Consider the following 14,497-nt stretch of genomic DNA (forward strand, 5'->3'; position numbering starts at 1 on the left):
CCATGGCGTCGCCAGATCGCGACGGAACCGACGCGATCGCGACGAACTTCAAGTAACGCTTGAAATTCGCGAAGTACTGTATAAAAATACAGCTCACTGTCTATCCATACAGTTGAGCCATGACCAAACTCACCGCCCGCCAGCAGCAAGTATTCGACTTGATCCGCCGCGCGATCGAGCGCTCCGGCTTCCCGCCCACCCGTGCCGAGATCGCGGCCGAACTGGGCTTCAGCTCGCCGAATGCGGCCGAGGAGCACCTGCGTGCGCTGGCGCGCAAGGGCGTGATCGAGCTGGCGGCCGGCGCCTCGCGCGGCATCCGCCTGCTTGGCGTCGACGACGTCCCGCACCAGTTCACGCTGCCGCACGCGGCGCTGATGCAGCTGTCGCTGCCGCTCGTCGGCCGCGTCGCGGCAGGCAGCCCGATCCTTGCGCAGGAGCACATCTCGCAGCATTTCGCGTGCGATCCGGCGCTGTTCTCCAGCAAGCCCGACTACCTGCTGAAGGTCCGCGGCCTGTCGATGCGCGATGCCGGCATCCTCGACGGCGACCTGCTCGCGGTGCAGAAGCGCACGGAAGCGAAGGACGGCCAGATCATCGTTGCGCGTCTCGGCGACGACGTCACGGTCAAGCGCCTGAAGCGCCGCCCCGGCGGCCTCGAGCTGATCGCGGAGAACCCGGATTACGAAAACATCTTCGTCAAGGCCGGCAGCGCGGAATTCGCGCTGGAAGGCATCGCCGTCGGGCTGATCCGCTCGGGCGAATTCTGACTATCCGTCTCGCTCAGGAGAACATCATGGAACGCCTCGCCCGTCTGCTGCCTTTCCGTCAATTCGGCCGTCTGCGTCATCTGCGCGGCCGCACGCCCTGCGCACCGCTGACCGCCGCGGCGCCCACCGGCCAAGAAGAAGCAGTCGAACGGCAGGCGTCGCTGCTGCCGTCGGCGCTGCCCGCATTCGCGCGGGTGTCGCTGAACGCCGGCCTGAATCATGCGGAGCCCGCGCGCCGCGCGCCGGTGCGGGTCTATCACGGCCGCTCGCGCCTGATCATGGTCGGGACGATCGACGCGGTGTGCCGGATGATCGATCGCTGCATCGCCGAGGAACATTCGGCCGCGCAAGGCAGTCTCTGATTGCGGACCCTTCCCGCACCGGAGACACCGTGAACCACGCGCCGGGCCGCACCAGGCGGCTCAAGCCGATGTTGATCGCCGCGCTGGCGGTTGCCGTCGTTGCGACCGTCGGCTACGCGTACGCGTCGCCCTATGTCGCGCTCGGCCGCCTGAAATCGGCGATCGATACGCGCGATGCGCAGGCGATCAGCGCGTACGTCGATTTCCCGGCGCTGCGCATCAGCCTGAAGCAACAGCTCACCGGCGAGCTGATGCGCCGGATCGACGCCAAGCGGCAGGACAATCCGTTTGCGGCGATCGGCGCGTTGATCGGTTCTGCATTGATTGGGCCGCTGGTCGATGCCTATGCAACCCCGGAAGGCGTCGCGGCCGTGATGAGCGGCTTGCCGCCGCGCGGCAATCCGGGCGAGCGGCCGCCCGAGTGGCCGGCGCAACCGTCAGGCCAACCGTCAGGCAACACGCCCGGCAATGCGCCGGCGAATCCAGCAAGCGCCGTCGCTGGCGGCAGCCCACCGCCCGCCTCGCCATCCGCCACCGCTCAAGCCGGCACGCCCGGCCAGCGGCAAACCAGCGCCGGATATCGCAACATCGACGAGTTCGTCGTGACCTACCAGCGCGGCGCCGATGGCACGCGCTACGCCGCGATTCTGCGTCGCGTCGGGTTGTTTGCCTGGAGGTTGTCCGCGATCGATCTGAACGGCTGAATCGCCATCGCGCCGGCATTGCACCGGCGCCGCGCACGGCCGGCGCACGGCCTGAGCCGGCGCCCGTCCGACGCGCTTTCGATCCGTTTTACAGCTACTTCGCCGCTGCCGCTTCGCGTTCGCGGGCGATTTCGGCCTTCTGCTCCTCGGCCGACGAGCACGCCACGAGGATGCTGCAGGTCACGCGGTCGAGCAGCTGCGTGTTGCCTGACCCCATCCACCATCTGGACAGCCCGCTGCGGCACCGATGCCCGACCACGATCAGGTCGACCTTCAGCTGCGCCGCAAGATTCGCGATTTCGTCGATCGGGTAGCCGAACGCGAAATGGCCCTCCGCCTGCAGCCCGCGTTCGCGCAGCCAGTCCACGCCCTCCTGCAGGATCTCGCGCGCGGTTTCCTCGAAGCGGCCGCACGCGACGTCTGTTAACAATCCCGCGCTTTGTGCAATGCTGGAACGCATGTCGACGACGGACAGCAGGTGCGTCTCGGCCTTCAGGTCCAGCGCGAGATTGGCGCCGCAACGCAATGCCTTGCGTCCCTCGAGCGAGCCGTCGTAACACAGCAGAATCTTGTTGTAGCTAGCCATGAAACCTCCCATTCGCGACAACGAACCCTACGCAATCATCATGGTGCGCCGCAATCCAGGACGCAAGGGATGGAAAACGCTGATTCGCCCCGTAGGGGCCATACGCGATGATGCGGTGCATGATCAGCGCACGCATGCACCGCATCACGCATGCATGCGCTGAAGCTGCGCCGGCAATGCACTAGAATGGCCCGTTCGTGTCACCCGCATGCGTGACGTCACGTGCAGGCGGTGCGCCGATATCGTACGCTCGACGCATGCCCGTGTGACATCCGTCCGGCGCATCCGTTCGCGCACCGGATACCGCGCGCACGGTCATGCCGCGCGCATGCCGTGCGCCGACTTCCAACGACAACTCGCCCATGTCCGTCGCACCGATCGATTTCCAGAACGTCGAAAAGCGCTATGGCGACAAGCTCGTCGTCAACGGCCTGTCGTTCCGCGTCCACGCCGGCGAATGCTACGGCCTGCTCGGGCCGAACGGCGCGGGCAAGACCACGACGCTGAAGATGCTGCTCGGCATCGCCTACCCCGACGCCGGCGCGATCTCGCTATGCGGCGAACCGGTTCCGTCGCGCGCGCGTCATGCGCGCCAGCGGGTCGGCGTCGTGCCGCAATTCGACAATCTCGATCCGGATTTCACGGTTCGCGAGAATCTGCTGGTGTTCAGCCGCTATTTCGGCGTGTCGGCGCACGACGCACGCGCGCTCGTGCCGTCGCTGCTCGCGTTCGCGAAGCTCGAGAACAAGGCGGACGCGAAGGTCAGCGAGCTGTCGGGCGGCATGAAGCGGCGGCTGACGCTTGCGCGCGCGCTCGTCAACGATCCCGACGTGCTGGTGCTCGACGAACCGACCACCGGCCTCGACCCGCAGGCGCGGCACCTGATGTGGGAGCGGCTGCGCTCGCTGCTCGCACGCGGCAAGACGATCCTGATCACCACGCACTTCATGGAGGAAGCAGAGCGCCTGTGCGACCGCCTGTGCGTGATCGAGGAAGGCCGCAAGATCGCCGAAGGCGCGCCGCACGCGCTGATCGCGTCGGAAATCGGTTGCGACGTGATCGAGATCTACGGCCCCGACCCGGCCGCGCTGCGCGACGAGCTTGCCGCGTTCGCGCAACGCACCGAGATCAGCGGCGAAACGCTGTTCTGCTACGTGAGCGATCCGGACCCGCTCAATGCGCGGCTCAAGGGCCGCGCCGGATTGCGGTATCTGCATCGCCCCGCCAATCTGGAGGATGTGTTCCTGCGGCTGACCGGCCGCGACATGCAGGACTGACCGCCCATGGACGTACGCAACTACTCCGCTTCCGCCACGCCCGCGCCGCCGCGCGCATCGCGCTTCGCGATCGCGATGCCGTCGAATGCGACCAACTGGATCGCCGTGTGGCGGCGCAACTATCTGGTGTGGCGCAAGCTCGCGGCCGCGTCGATGTTCGGCAATCTTGCCGATCCGATGATCTACCTGTTCGGGCTCGGCTTCGGCCTGGGCCTGATGCTCGGCCACGTCGACGGCGTGTCGTACATCGCGTTCCTCGCGGCCGGCACGGTCGGGTCGAGCGTGATGATGTCGGCGAGCTTCGAATCGATGTATTCGGGCTTCTCGCGCATGCACGTGCAGCGCACCTGGGAAGCGATCATGCACACGCCGCTCGCGCTCGGCGACATCGTGCTCGGCGAGATCGTATGGGCGGCCAGCAAGGCGATGCTGTCGGGCGCCGCGATCATGATCGTCGCGGGCCTGCTCGGCTATGCGCACTTCCCGTCGATGCTCGCCGCGCTGCCGGTGATCGCGCTGGCGGGCCTCGCGTTCGCGAGCGCCGCGATGGTCGTCACCGCGCTCGCGCCGTCCTACGATTTCTTCATGTTTTATCAGACGCTCGTGCTGACGCCGATGCTGCTGCTGTCCGGCGTGTTCTTTCCGCTCACGCAGCTGCCGGAGATCGCGCAGCACGCCGCGCATGCGTTGCCGCTCGCGCACGCGGTCGAACTGATCCGGCCCGCGATGCTCGGCCGGCCCGCGTCGCACGTCGGCATGCACGTCGCGGTGCTGGCGGCCTATGCAGTCGGCAGCTTCCTGCTGTCCGCCTGGCTGTTCCGGCGGCGCATGATGCGCTGAAGCCGGTGCGCGGGGCGCACGCCCGATGCGTGCACGCCTCGCCGGCCGGCGGCGTGCACGAAGCCGCTCGCACGGCTCCGCGCAGGCCGGCCGTCACTCGTCCTCGTCGCTCCACGGAATCTCGACGTCGGTCAGGAACGCGACCGTCGCGAGCGGGCCGCCCTCGTGACGGCCGAGCTTGCCGTCCGCGCGATGCCATTCGACCCGGAACTGGGTGCCCGGATCGTCAGCCACCAGGTATACCGAGCGCAGTTCCTCCGGATCCGCCTCGTCGATCGGGCCGTCGAACGACACGAGCATCTTCTGCGGCCACAGGCCGTTGACCGGGTCGTAGATGCGATCGCCCTGCGGGATGTCGATGGTGGCGTCGACGCCGATCGTTGCGGATGCCTCGATGATCATCATGCCGAGCGCGGACAGCACCGCGGTCGCGCGCGCCGAATTGGCCTGGCGAATCGCAAGATCGCCGCGCGTGAGCGCCTTTTCGAGTCGAGGATGAATCTTGGGTTGGGTCATGCGATTTCCTGATTGCTTCTTGTAGATGGCGCCGCCCGCACGGAGCGGCGGCGCCGGATGAATATGAAGATTGCCCGCGCCGGCTCGCCCGAGCGCCGGTCGCGCACCGGCCCCGTCGCGCCGGCCGGCCCGCCGTCCGCTAGAACCCCAGCGCGATCGCCAGCAGCCCGCTGGCGATGCCGAACGCGACGACGAGCACCGAGACCAGCGCCAGCATGTGTGGCCGGAACGAGCGCGCGAGCATCGCGAGCGACGGCACGCTGATCGGCGGCAGCGTCATCAGCAGCGCGGCGGCCGGGCCGACGCCCATGCCGAGCGACAGCATCGCCTGGATGATCGGCACCTCGCCCGCCGTCGGAATCACGAACAGCGTGCCGGCGATCGCGAACGCGACGATCCAGCCGAGATGGTTGCCGATGTCCGGGCCGATGTGCGGAAACAGCCATGCGCGCGCGGCGCCGAGCAGCAGCACGAGCACGAGGTATTCGGGCACGAGCCGCACGGTCATCCGCGCGAGGATCTTCATCCAGCGCACGAACGCGTTGCCGGCCGCCGCCTGCTCGGCGGCGAGGGCCGCCAGCCGGGCGTCGTCGACGCCGCCCTCGCCGGGGCGCGCGAGGCGGTTCAGCAGGTAGCCGATCCCGAACACCATCGCGATGCCGAGCACGAGCCGCAGCGCGCTCCAGTGCCAGCCGAGCACGAAGCCCATGAACACCAGCGCGGCCGGATTCAGCACCGTGTTGCCGAGCCAGAACGCCACCGCGCCGCCCGGCGAGGCCTGCCGCTCGCGCAGGCCGGCGACGACGGGCGCCGCGCAGCAGGTGCACATCATCCCCGGCAGCGACAGCAGGCCGCCCGCGGCGACGCTGCCGAAACCCGTCTTGCCGAGCACGCGCGCGACCCAGTGCGCGGGCAGCAGCGCCTGGACCGCCGAACCGAGCAGCAGGCCGAGCACCATCGCCTGCCAGATCGCCTTGCCGTACGCCCACGCGTAGTCGAGCGCAGCCTTCAGCGACGGCTCGGGCGGCGCCGACGACGCGCCCATCAGGATCGACTGGCCGATCGAATGATGCTCGGCGGCGACGAACGCCTTGTTGTAGTACGGAAACCATTTCACGTAAAACAGCCCCGCGACTGCGATCAACAGGAAGGTCATCCAGCCGAGCGCGGGGCTGGGTTGAGTGCGTGTGGTAGTCATTGTCTGGTCTGAATATTGGATGAAGATTGCATGGCGGCGACGGCCGTGGCCGGCAGGCCGGCCTGCGCGAGTTCGGCCAGCAACGCGCTCGCCTGCTCGCGCGCGTCGGCCGCATTCGGCCGGAAATGGAACGTGAGCACGCGGCCCGGTTTGCCGAAATTCGCGCGGAACGTGCGCGCATACGCGGGATCGTAATGCCGGTCGATCAGTTCGCCAAACAATTCGGCGCGCGCGCCCGCATCGATCAACGCGCCCCAGCGGGCGACTTCGTCGCGGCTGTGCAGGCCGATCAGCCGTTCGAGCTGCGCCTTGAACGCGAGCGGCGCGTCGAACAGATGGCCGTAATCGTCGAGCAGGAACGCGATGCGCTCGTCGCGCGCCGCGTCGACCTGCACCCACGGCCCCGCGTGGAACGCCTCCAGCAGCGCGAGCGGCAGCTGCACGAGCCCGATCTTGCGGCTCTCGGATTCGACGAACACCGGCCGGGCCGGATCGAAACGCATGAGCGTCTCGACGAGCTCCGAGTCGAACGCCTTCTGCGACGGCTGCGGCACGCCCGGCAGCGCGCCGAGCAGCGAGCCGCGATGGCACGCGAGCGCCTCGAGATCGAGCGTCTGCGCGCCCGCGCCGTGCAGCGCCTGCAGCAGGCGCGTCTTGCCGCAACCGGTGTGGCCGACCAGCGCGATGTAGCGGAACCGGGTCGGCAGCGTGTCGAGCGTCGCGCAGACCGAGCGGCGGTACGTCTTGTAGCCGCCTTCGAGCTGGCGCGCCTGCCAGCCGATCAGGTTGAACCAGGTCGTCATCGAGCCCGAGCGCTTGCCGCCGCGCCAGCAGTAGATCAGCGGGCGCCAGTTGCGCGGCCGGTCGGCGAACGTCGTGTCGAGGTGGCGCGCGATGTTGCGCGCGACCATCGCCGCGCCGACGCGCGTCGCCTCGTAAGGCGACACCTGGCGATACATCGTCCCGACGAGCACGCGCTCTTCGTTGCTGAGCACGGGCGCGTTGAGCGCGCCGGGGATGTGGTCCTCGGCAAACTCGAGCGGCGTGCGCACGTCGATGATCTCGTCGAACTCGCCGGCGCGATCGAGGGTGACAATCAGGTTCTTCAATTTGGCGTCAAGGAGGCGACCCGGCTCGGCGAGCCGCAGGAGCGCAAACAGGTGGATCGGCGGATTATCTCACGCGGCGGCCGCGCGGGCGTTGCGCCGGGTGCGGCGCGGCCCACGGCGCGCTGATCGCATCGACCAGATGGTCGCGGAACGCGCGCACCGACGCCGGCAGGTCGCGCCCCGCCATCGTCTGCACCTGGATGCTGCGTTCACCGAGCTGCGGATTGGTCAGCCGCACGACGACGAAGCCGTCCGCGTCGCAGCGGTCGCGCACCGACAGCCGGCCCACGAACATCACCGCGCCCGTATGCTGCGCGTAGCGGTACATCACCGCCGTGTTGTTGCTCGTCAGCTCGGGCTCGAGCAGCAGCCCGTCGAGCGCGCACGCAATGTCGATCAGCTGGCGCACGGTGGTGCCCGGCTCGGGCAGCACGTGCGGATAGCGCGCGACATCGGCAAGCGACACCGCGTCGTGCGCCGCCAGCGGGTGATCGCGCCGCACCAGCGCGTAGATCGGCGCCCGCTCCGTGTGCTCGACCCGCACGCCCTTCTCCGGCGCGAGGCTGAAGGTCAGCGCGAGGTCCGCGTCGCCGTCGCGCACGCGCCGTGTCGCGTCGGCCGGCGACACGACCCATACCGAGAAGTCGACGCCCGGGTGCCGCGCCTTGAAGCTCGCGAGCGCGCCCGGCAGGAAATCGCGCGCGAAGCCTTCCGCGCACGCGATCTTCAGCAGGCTGCCGTGCAGCGCGTCGAGGCCGCCGATCTCCTTCATCACGTGCTCGGCCTCGAGCAGGCTGCGCTGCGCGAAGCTCAGCAGCCGCTCGCCGGCCTCGGACAGCGCCATCCCGCGCGGGCGCCGCTCGAACAGCGGCGCGCCGAGCTCGCTCTCGAGCTTCGCGATCTGGCGGCTGACCGCGGACACGGCGACGTGCAGCCGCGCGGACGCATCGCTGAGCGAGCCGGTGCGCGCCACTTCGACGAAATACCGCAGCGCGAGGCCGTGCAGGAAAGCCGCCATCGTTCAGTCCCCCAAGGCCGCCGCCGGCCGCTCTGCTTTGCCTTTTCGGCAAGGAAAGATTCGAAATTCGATCATTGTGACAAAAAAAACGGCTTCCTAGAATCGATCGCACTTCGGGCCGCCTGCGCGCGGGCCCGCCGCCACACCGCCTTGCCTGGGACCAGAGGAGACACGTCTTGAGCCGCACCGCCGCCATCCAGCACGCGCTGAACCAGTTCGAATCCGGCGCATTCTTCGCGACCCTGGGCCGCCGCGTCGCGCTGCGCACCGAGAGCCAGGAAAGCGGCAGCGCCGCCGCGCTGCGCGCGTACCTGACCGACGAGATCGCGCCCGAGGCCGCCCGCCTCGGCTTCGCCACCCGCATCGCCGACAACCCGGCCGACGGCGGCGCGCCGTTCCTGCTCGCGTCGCGGCACGAGGACGACGCGCTGCCGACCGTGCTGATCTACGGCCACGGCGACGTCGTGCGCGGCTACGACGCGCAATGGCGCGCGCCGCTGTCGCCGTGGACGCTGACCGCCGACGGCGAGCGCTGGTACGGCCGCGGCAGCGCCGACAACAAGGGCCAGCATTCGATCAATCTCGCCGCGCTGGCGAGCGTGCTCGCGGCGCGCGGCGGCCGGCTCGGCTTCAACGCGAAGCTGCTGATCGAGATGGGCGAGGAAACCGGCTCGCCGGGCCTCGACGCGCTGTGCCGCCGCGAACGCGACGCGCTCGCGGCCGACGTGCTGATCGCGTCCGACGGGCCGCGCATCGCCGCCGAGCGGCCGACCGTATTCCTCGGCTCGCGCGGCGCAGTGAATTTCCGGCTGAGCCTGCGCGCACGCGACGGCGCGCACCATTCGGGCAACTGGGGCGGACTGCTGCGCAACCCGGCGATCGTGCTCGCGCATGCGCTCGCCAGCCTCGTCGACGCACGCGGCGCGATTCGTGTCGCGGGCCTGCGCCCGCCGGCGATTCCGGCCGCCGTGCGCGACGCGCTCGCCGATCTCGTGGTCGGCGGCAATCCCGGCGACCCGGCGCTCGACGCGGGCTGGGGCGAGCCCGGCCTCAGCGCCGCCGAGCGCGTGTTCGGCTGGAACACGCTCGAAGTTCTCACGCTCAAGGCCGGCAACCCCGAGCATCCGGTCAATGCGATTCCACCCGTCGCGTTCGCGCACTGCCAGCTGCGCTTCGTCGTCGGCACCGACTGGCAGGCGCTGCATGCGCACCTGCGCGCGCATCTCGATGCGCACGGCTTTGCGGACGTCGAGATCGACGTCGAGCGCGGCGCGCCGGCCACGCGCCTGCCGCCCGACGATCCATGGGTGCGCTGGGCGGTCGCGTCGCTCGCGCGCACGACCGGCAAGCAGCCCGCGATCCTGCCGAACCTCGGCGGCACGCTGCCGAACGAAGTGTTCTCCGACACGCTCGGGCTGCCGACGCTGTGGGTGCCGCACTCGTATCCGGCCTGCGCGCAGCACGCGCCCGACGAACACCTGCTTGCCGGCGTCGTGCGCGAAGGCCTCCAGATGATGGCCGGCCTCTTCTGGGATCTCGGCGACGCCGCGCCGCCCGTTCGCCGCCGCGCACTCGACACGGCCGGCGCGCAGGGCTGACGCGGCCCCCGTCGAATCGTCACGCATCGCCAGTCGTCCAACCCACCACGGACACGCTCACACGATGAACACCACCACGCTGACCACGCACGAAGCCGCCCACCCCAGCGCCGCGAAGATGCGCCGCATCATCCTTGCCGCGTCGATCGGCAACGCGCTCGAATGGTTCGACCTGATCGTCTACGGCTTCTTCGCGGTGACGATCGCGAAGCTGTTCTTTCCCGCGACGAGCGAGGCGACGTCGCTGCTGCTCACGCTCGGCACGTTCGGGCTGTCGTACCTGATCCGGCCGATCGGCGGCTTCGTGCTCGGCGCGTACGCGGACCGCGCGGGCCGCAAGGCGTCGCTGCTGCTGTCGATCGCGATGATGATGGGCGGCACGCTGCTGATCGCGGCGATGCCGACCTACGCGTCGATCGGCATCCTCGCGCCGCTCGGGATCATGCTGTCGCGGCTGATGCAGGGCTTCTCCGCGGGCGGCGAATTCGCGAGCTCGACCGCGTTCCTCGTCGAACATGCGCCGAACCGCCGCGGCTTCATGTCGAGCTGGCAGTTTGCGAGCCAGGGCCTCGCGACGCTGCTCGCGTCGGGTTTCGGCGCGCTGCTGACGAGCACGCTGACGCCCGCGCAGCTCGAAAGCTGGGGCTGGCGCGTGCCGTTCCTGTTCGGGCTCGCGATCGGGCCGGTCGGGCTGTACATCCGCCGCTACGTCGACGAAGGCGTCGAATTCCACGCGCAGGCGCGCTCGGACGCGCCGGTGCGCGAGCTGTTCGCCGGCCAGAAAACGCGCCTGCTGCTGTCGATCGGCGTGCTCGTGATCTCGACCGCGGTGAACTACATGGTGCTGTACATGCCGACCTATGCGATCAAGCAGCTCGGCCTGCCCGCGTCGACCGGCTTCGCGGCGACGCTGGCCACCGGCTTCGTGCTGACGCTCGTCACGCCGCTCGTCGGCCACTGGTCCGATCGCGTCGGGCGGATCCGCGTGATGACGGCCGCGGCGCTGCTGATGCTCGTGTCGGTCTGGCCGACCTTCGCGTGGCTCACGCGTCACGCGTCGTTCGCGGCGATGCTCGCCGCGCTGGTCTGGATCGGCATGCTGAAGGCGCTGTACTGCGGCGCGCTGCCGGCGCTGATGTCGGAGCTGTTCCCGTCGCAAACGCGCGCAACCGGCCTCGCGGTGAGCTACAACACGGGCGTCACGCTGTTCGGCGGCTTCGCGCCGTTCGTCATCACCTGGCTGATCAGCACGACCGGCAACCGGCTGTCGCCGGCGCTCTACCTGATGGGTTGCGCATTGCTGAGCCTCGCGGCGCTGTTCGTCGCGCGCACGCGGCTGCGCATGCGATGACGCTGCGCCCGCACGGCCCGCCGCGCGGGCCGTGCGGTGCGCTTACGGCGCGGGGTTCGGCTGGCGCTCGTGCAGCGCGTCGATCTCGGCGAGGATCTCGTCGGACAGCGTCACGTCGACGCTGCCGATGTTTTCCTTCAACTGCTCGAGCGACGTCGCGCCGATGAGGTTGCTGGTCACGAACGGCCGGCTGTTGACGAAGGCGAGCGCGAGTTGCGCGGGCGACAGCCCGTGCCGTTTCGCGAGCGCGACGTAGCACGACGTCGCCTCGAGCGCCTGCGGCTTGCTGTAGCGCTGGAAGCGTTCGAACAGCGTGATGCGCGCGCCGGCCGGACGCGCGCCGTGCTCGTACTTGCCGGACAGCCAGCCGAACGCGAGCGGCGAATACGCGAGCAGGCCGATGCCGTCGCGGTGCGTGAACTCCGACAGGCCGTTCTCGAAGGTCCGGTTCAACAGGCTGTACGGGTTCTGGATGCTGGCGATGCGCGGCAGGCCGAGCCGCTCGGCCGCGCGCAGAAACTGCGCGACGCCCCACGGCGTCTCGTTCGACACGCCGATCGCGCGCACCTTGCCGGCCTTCACGAACTCCGCGAGCACCGCGAGCGTTTCCTCGATCGGCACCGTGTATGCATCGTCGATCCACGGGTACGCGGGGCGCCCGAACGTCGTCGTGCTGCGGTCCGGCCAGTGCAGCTGGTAGAGGTCGACGTAATCCGTCTGCAGGCGCTTGAGGCTGCCGTCGAGCGCCTCGGTCAGGTTCTTGCGGTCGAACTGGTTACCCTCGCCGCGAATGTGACGCGGGTTGTGCGGCTGACGGGCCGGGCCGGCAATCTTCGTCGCGAGCACGATCCGGTCGCGCTGCGCGCGGTGCTGTGCGAGCCAGGTGCCGAGGTACTGCTCGGTGCGCCCCTGCGTCTCGGGCTTCGGCGGCACCGGATACATCTCCGCGGTGTCGATCAGCGTGACGCCCTGCGCAATCGCGTAGTCGAGCTGCTCGTGCGCGTCGCGCTCCGAGTTCTGCTCGCCCCAAGTCATCGTGCCAAGACCGATCAGGCTGACTTCGATGCCTGAATCGCCAAGTGTGCGGTATTCCATGCTGTCCCTGTCGCGTCGGTGGAGGAAAGCAGGAAAGCTATCACAATGAAACGTTCACTTCAGACAGGTGCCGCCCGAGCTTACAAGCGGCCTTCGACCCAGGCTCGCGAGCGTCACTGCGGCCGCTGGATGAAACAGGTCGCCGACGCGTGCGCGACGATCTTGTCGTCCGGCGTCTTCAGCGTGCCTTCGGCGACGCCGAGCGAGCGCGACAGATGGATCACGCGGCCTTCCGCGATCAGCTCGACGTCGCGCGGCACCGGCCGCAGCATCTTCACGTGCAGGTCGACCGTCCCGTAGCCGACGCCCGCGTCGAGCATCGAATGCACCGCGCAGCCGGTCACCGAATCGAGCACCGTCGCCGCGAACCCGCCGTGCACGCCGCCGAGCGGATTCAGGTGCCGGCCGTCCGCGCGCGCCGAGAACTTCACGTAGCCGAGCTCGACGTCGAGCGGCCGCATCGGCATGGTCTCGGAAATCGACGCGAGCGGCGCGTCGCCCGCCGCGGCGGCACGCAACAGTTCGAGACCGGACATCGAGAGCGGATTCATCGGGTTGTCTCCTGATTGATCGCGCGTCGCCGCGCTGGTAAGTTCCAAATTGGAACCGATTATTCACATCGGCAAACCGGCTGTCAACGCCGCGACTGCCCAACCCGACCGAGGGTCGGTTCTATAATCGAACCCGCTATTTCGCTGAACCGCCCACGGGACTCGACCATGAAATGGGATGACATCGGCTCGCTGAACTGTTCGGTCGCGCGCACGCTCGCCGTGCTCGGCGATCGCTGGACCATGCTGATCCTCCGCAACGCCTTTGTCGGCTGCCGCCGCTTCGACGCGTTCCAGGCGCAGCTCGGGCTGACCCGCCACGTGCTGGCCGAGCGTCTCGCGCGCCTCGTCGACGACGGCGTGTTCGTCAAGCGCGCGTACCAGGAACGTCCGCCGCGCTTCGAATACCTGCTGACCGAGAAAGGCCGCGACCTCTATCCCACGCTGCTCGCGCTGATGGCCTGGGGCGACCGCTGGAAGGACGACGGCAGCGGGCCGCCGCTGCAGTTGCGCCACCGTAACTGCGGCCACCTGATGCATGCGGTCGCGGTGTGCTCCGCGTGCGGCGAGCCGCTCGACCCGCGCGACGTGCAGCCCGAGGCCGGGCCGGGATGGGTTGCGCCGCCCGCGACGGAGGCGGCGGACGAGTGAGGTGCCGCGCGGCGACGGCGGCAATGCCAAGTGCGCCGCGAACGGCGCGTTTCGACTTCGGCAACGCCCGGCAGAACCGCGCCTTGTTATCGCAATAATGAAATGCGGCGCGACGATGCAAGCGTCGCACATGCGGCATCGCTCATGCCATCCGAGCCGATACAGACGTGACCGCATCGGCGCGTCTGCGTTACACTCACGGCCCGTTGTCTCGAAATCGTCCGTTGTCCACGATGTTGTCGCGAAATCGCCTCGCCGCCGTTTGCCTCGCCTCCTCCCTGCTCGTCACGCCATTCACGGCATTCGGCAAGACGCAAACCGAATCGCTGCTGCAACAGGCGATCGATTTCGTGTCGCGTCTGCTGCCGGCCCCGACGCACGAAGCGCCGGCCACCCAGGTCGTCGAATCGGCGTTCTCGCCCGACGCCGGCGCCGAGGCGCTCGTGCTGAAGGCGATCGGCGCCGCCCGCAGCTCGATCCGCGTCGCGGCCTATTCGTTCACGTCGCCCGCGGTCACGCGCGCGCTGCTCGCCGCGAAGCGGCGCGGCGTCAATATCGCGATCGTCGTCGACGACAAGGGCAACCGCGCGAAAAGCAGCCAGCAGGCGCTGAACCTGATGATCAACGCGGGTATCCCGACCCGCACGATCGACACCTACGCGATCCACCACGACAAGTACCTCGTGATCGACGCCGAACATGTCGAGACCGGATCGTTCAACTACAGCGCGTCGGCGGCGACGCGCAACTCCGAGAACGTGCTGGTGGTGTGGAACAACCCGCAACTGGCGACACGCTATCTCGCGCACTGGCAAAGCCGCTTCGATCAGGGCACGCCGTACCGCTCCGCGTACTGACGCCGCCGGCGCGCGGC

Annotated in this window: 16 protein-coding genes; 9 read left to right on the forward strand and 7 right to left on the reverse strand. The window is 68.9% G+C overall.

Going from position 1 to position 14,497, the window contains the following annotated elements; genetic code table 11:
* Positions 1-119: 119 nt before the first annotated feature.
* From lexA to HWY45_RS09965, 3 genes are read left to right on the forward strand one after another with little or no spacing between them, the layout of a single operon-like run.
* Complete coding sequence (gene lexA, locus HWY45_RS09955) at positions 120-767, forward strand: transcriptional repressor LexA (protein ID WP_026044732.1); 648 nt, start codon at positions 120-122, stop codon at positions 765-767.
* Between the two features lie 26 nt (positions 768-793).
* A complete protein-coding gene (locus tag HWY45_RS09960) occupies positions 794-1,129 on the forward strand; it encodes a hypothetical protein (protein WP_017332393.1) in 336 nt (111 codons plus the stop codon).
* A 29-nt stretch (positions 1,130-1,158) separates the two neighbouring features.
* On the forward strand, positions 1,159-1,833 hold the full coding sequence (locus HWY45_RS09965) for a DUF2939 domain-containing protein (RefSeq protein ID WP_150998879.1): 675 nt from the start codon (positions 1,159-1,161) through the stop codon (positions 1,831-1,833).
* Between the two features lie 94 nt (positions 1,834-1,927).
* Here HWY45_RS09965 and HWY45_RS09970 read toward each other — a convergent pair whose 3' ends face one another.
* Complete coding sequence (locus HWY45_RS09970; RefSeq protein ID WP_059560479.1) at positions 1,928-2,419, reverse strand: universal stress protein; 492 nt, start codon at positions 2,417-2,419, stop codon at positions 1,928-1,930.
* Between the two features lie 362 nt (positions 2,420-2,781).
* On the opposite strand from HWY45_RS09970, the gene nodI reads away from it, so the two are divergent.
* Positions 2,782-3,696: a nodulation factor ABC transporter ATP-binding protein NodI gene (gene nodI, locus HWY45_RS09980; RefSeq protein ID WP_059560476.1), complete on the forward strand. Its 915-nt coding sequence runs from the start codon at positions 2,782-2,784 to the stop codon at positions 3,694-3,696.
* A 6-nt stretch (positions 3,697-3,702) separates the two neighbouring features.
* Complete coding sequence (locus HWY45_RS09985) at positions 3,703-4,536, forward strand: ABC transporter permease (protein ID WP_059560473.1); 834 nt, start codon at positions 3,703-3,705, stop codon at positions 4,534-4,536.
* 93 nt (positions 4,537-4,629) lie between these two features.
* Here HWY45_RS09985 and HWY45_RS09990 read toward each other — a convergent pair whose 3' ends face one another.
* The 4 genes from HWY45_RS09990 to HWY45_RS10005 form a co-directional block, all read right to left on the reverse strand.
* Positions 4,630-5,052 carry a hypothetical protein gene (locus HWY45_RS09990; protein WP_059560470.1) on the reverse strand — a complete coding sequence of 141 codons (423 nt, stop codon included), beginning with the start codon at positions 5,050-5,052 and terminating at the stop codon, positions 4,630-4,632.
* Positions 5,053-5,191: 139 nt separating this feature from the next.
* Positions 5,192-6,250 carry a permease gene (locus HWY45_RS09995; protein WP_059560467.1) on the reverse strand — a complete coding sequence of 353 codons (1,059 nt, stop codon included), beginning with the start codon at positions 6,248-6,250 and terminating at the stop codon, positions 5,192-5,194.
* Positions 6,247-7,359: a tRNA 2-selenouridine(34) synthase MnmH gene (gene mnmH / locus HWY45_RS10000; RefSeq protein ID WP_059886051.1), complete on the reverse strand. Its 1,113-nt coding sequence runs from the start codon at positions 7,357-7,359 to the stop codon at positions 6,247-6,249. Before mnmH ends, HWY45_RS09995 begins: the two co-directional genes overlap by 4 nt.
* A 64-nt stretch (positions 7,360-7,423) precedes the next feature.
* Positions 7,424-8,377 (reverse strand): LysR family transcriptional regulator, encoded by a 954-nt coding sequence (locus HWY45_RS10005; RefSeq protein ID WP_059560461.1) that lies wholly within the window; start codon positions 8,375-8,377, stop codon positions 7,424-7,426.
* 176 nt (positions 8,378-8,553) lie between these two features.
* Here HWY45_RS10005 and HWY45_RS10010 point away from each other — a divergent pair, with 176 nt between their 5' ends.
* Both HWY45_RS10010 and HWY45_RS10015 read left to right on the forward strand, forming a co-directional pair.
* Positions 8,554-9,975: a M20 family metallopeptidase gene (locus tag HWY45_RS10010; RefSeq protein WP_059886053.1), complete on the forward strand. Its 1,422-nt coding sequence runs from the start codon at positions 8,554-8,556 to the stop codon at positions 9,973-9,975.
* Between the two features lie 64 nt (positions 9,976-10,039).
* Entirely contained in the window at positions 10,040-11,326 is a 1,287-nt protein-coding gene (locus HWY45_RS10015) for an MFS transporter (protein WP_059886055.1), read from the forward strand.
* Between the two features lie 42 nt (positions 11,327-11,368).
* Here HWY45_RS10015 and HWY45_RS10020 read toward each other — a convergent pair whose 3' ends face one another.
* Positions 11,369-12,421, reverse strand: a complete 1,053-nt coding sequence (locus HWY45_RS10020) for an NADP(H)-dependent aldo-keto reductase (protein WP_059886057.1) — start codon at positions 12,419-12,421, stop codon at positions 11,369-11,371.
* A gap of 113 nt (positions 12,422-12,534) precedes the next feature.
* The gene (locus HWY45_RS10025; protein ID WP_059560450.1) at positions 12,535-12,972 is read right to left on the reverse strand and encodes a PaaI family thioesterase; all 438 of its coding nucleotides are present in this window, start codon (positions 12,970-12,972) and stop codon (positions 12,535-12,537) included.
* A gap of 168 nt (positions 12,973-13,140) precedes the next feature.
* Between HWY45_RS10025 and HWY45_RS10030 the strand changes: the two genes are divergently transcribed.
* Together HWY45_RS10030 and HWY45_RS10035 are read left to right on the forward strand one after the other, a co-directional pair.
* Positions 13,141-13,623 carry a winged helix-turn-helix transcriptional regulator gene (locus HWY45_RS10030; protein WP_059886059.1) on the forward strand — a complete coding sequence of 161 codons (483 nt, stop codon included), beginning with the start codon at positions 13,141-13,143 and terminating at the stop codon, positions 13,621-13,623.
* A 233-nt stretch (positions 13,624-13,856) separates the two neighbouring features.
* Positions 13,857-14,480, forward strand: coding sequence for a phospholipase D family nuclease (locus tag HWY45_RS10035; RefSeq protein WP_059560443.1), 624 nt, complete (start codon positions 13,857-13,859; stop codon positions 14,478-14,480).
* The last annotated feature ends 17 nt before the right edge of the window (positions 14,481-14,497 follow it).

The sequence above is a fragment of the Burkholderia stagnalis genome (assembly GCF_902830275.1).
In the GTDB taxonomy this organism is placed as follows: domain Bacteria; phylum Pseudomonadota; class Gammaproteobacteria; order Burkholderiales; family Burkholderiaceae; genus Burkholderia; species Burkholderia stagnalis.

What these genes read in the sequence shown, in the direction of transcription:
- lexA (WP_026044732.1), top strand. Translation starts at nt 120, where the DNA reads ATGACCAAACTCACCGCCCGCCAGCAGCAAGTATTCGACTTGATCCGC.
- HWY45_RS09960 (WP_017332393.1), top strand. Translation starts at nt 794, where the DNA reads ATGGAACGCCTCGCCCGTCTGCTGCCTTTCCGTCAATTCGGCCGTCTG.
- HWY45_RS09970 (WP_059560479.1), bottom strand. Translation starts at nt 2,419, where the DNA reads ATGGCTAGCTACAACAAGATTCTGCTGTGTTACGACGGCTCGCTCGAG.
- nodI (WP_059560476.1), top strand. Translation starts at nt 2,782, where the DNA reads ATGTCCGTCGCACCGATCGATTTCCAGAACGTCGAAAAGCGCTATGGC.
- HWY45_RS09985 (WP_059560473.1), top strand. Translation starts at nt 3,703, where the DNA reads ATGGACGTACGCAACTACTCCGCTTCCGCCACGCCCGCGCCGCCGCGC.
- HWY45_RS09990 (WP_059560470.1), bottom strand. Translation starts at nt 5,052, where the DNA reads ATGACCCAACCCAAGATTCATCCTCGACTCGAAAAGGCGCTCACGCGC.
- HWY45_RS09995 (WP_059560467.1), bottom strand. Translation starts at nt 6,250, where the DNA reads ATGACTACCACACGCACTCAACCCAGCCCCGCGCTCGGCTGGATGACC.
- HWY45_RS10005 (WP_059560461.1), bottom strand. Translation starts at nt 8,377, where the DNA reads ATGGCGGCTTTCCTGCACGGCCTCGCGCTGCGGTATTTCGTCGAAGTG.
- HWY45_RS10015 (WP_059886055.1), top strand. Translation starts at nt 10,040, where the DNA reads ATGAACACCACCACGCTGACCACGCACGAAGCCGCCCACCCCAGCGCC.
- HWY45_RS10020 (WP_059886057.1), bottom strand. Translation starts at nt 12,421, where the DNA reads ATGGAATACCGCACACTTGGCGATTCAGGCATCGAAGTCAGCCTGATC.
- HWY45_RS10025 (WP_059560450.1), bottom strand. Translation starts at nt 12,972, where the DNA reads ATGAATCCGCTCTCGATGTCCGGTCTCGAACTGTTGCGTGCCGCCGCG.
- HWY45_RS10030 (WP_059886059.1), top strand. Translation starts at nt 13,141, where the DNA reads ATGAAATGGGATGACATCGGCTCGCTGAACTGTTCGGTCGCGCGCACG.
- HWY45_RS10035 (WP_059560443.1), top strand. Translation starts at nt 13,857, where the DNA reads ATGTTGTCGCGAAATCGCCTCGCCGCCGTTTGCCTCGCCTCCTCCCTG.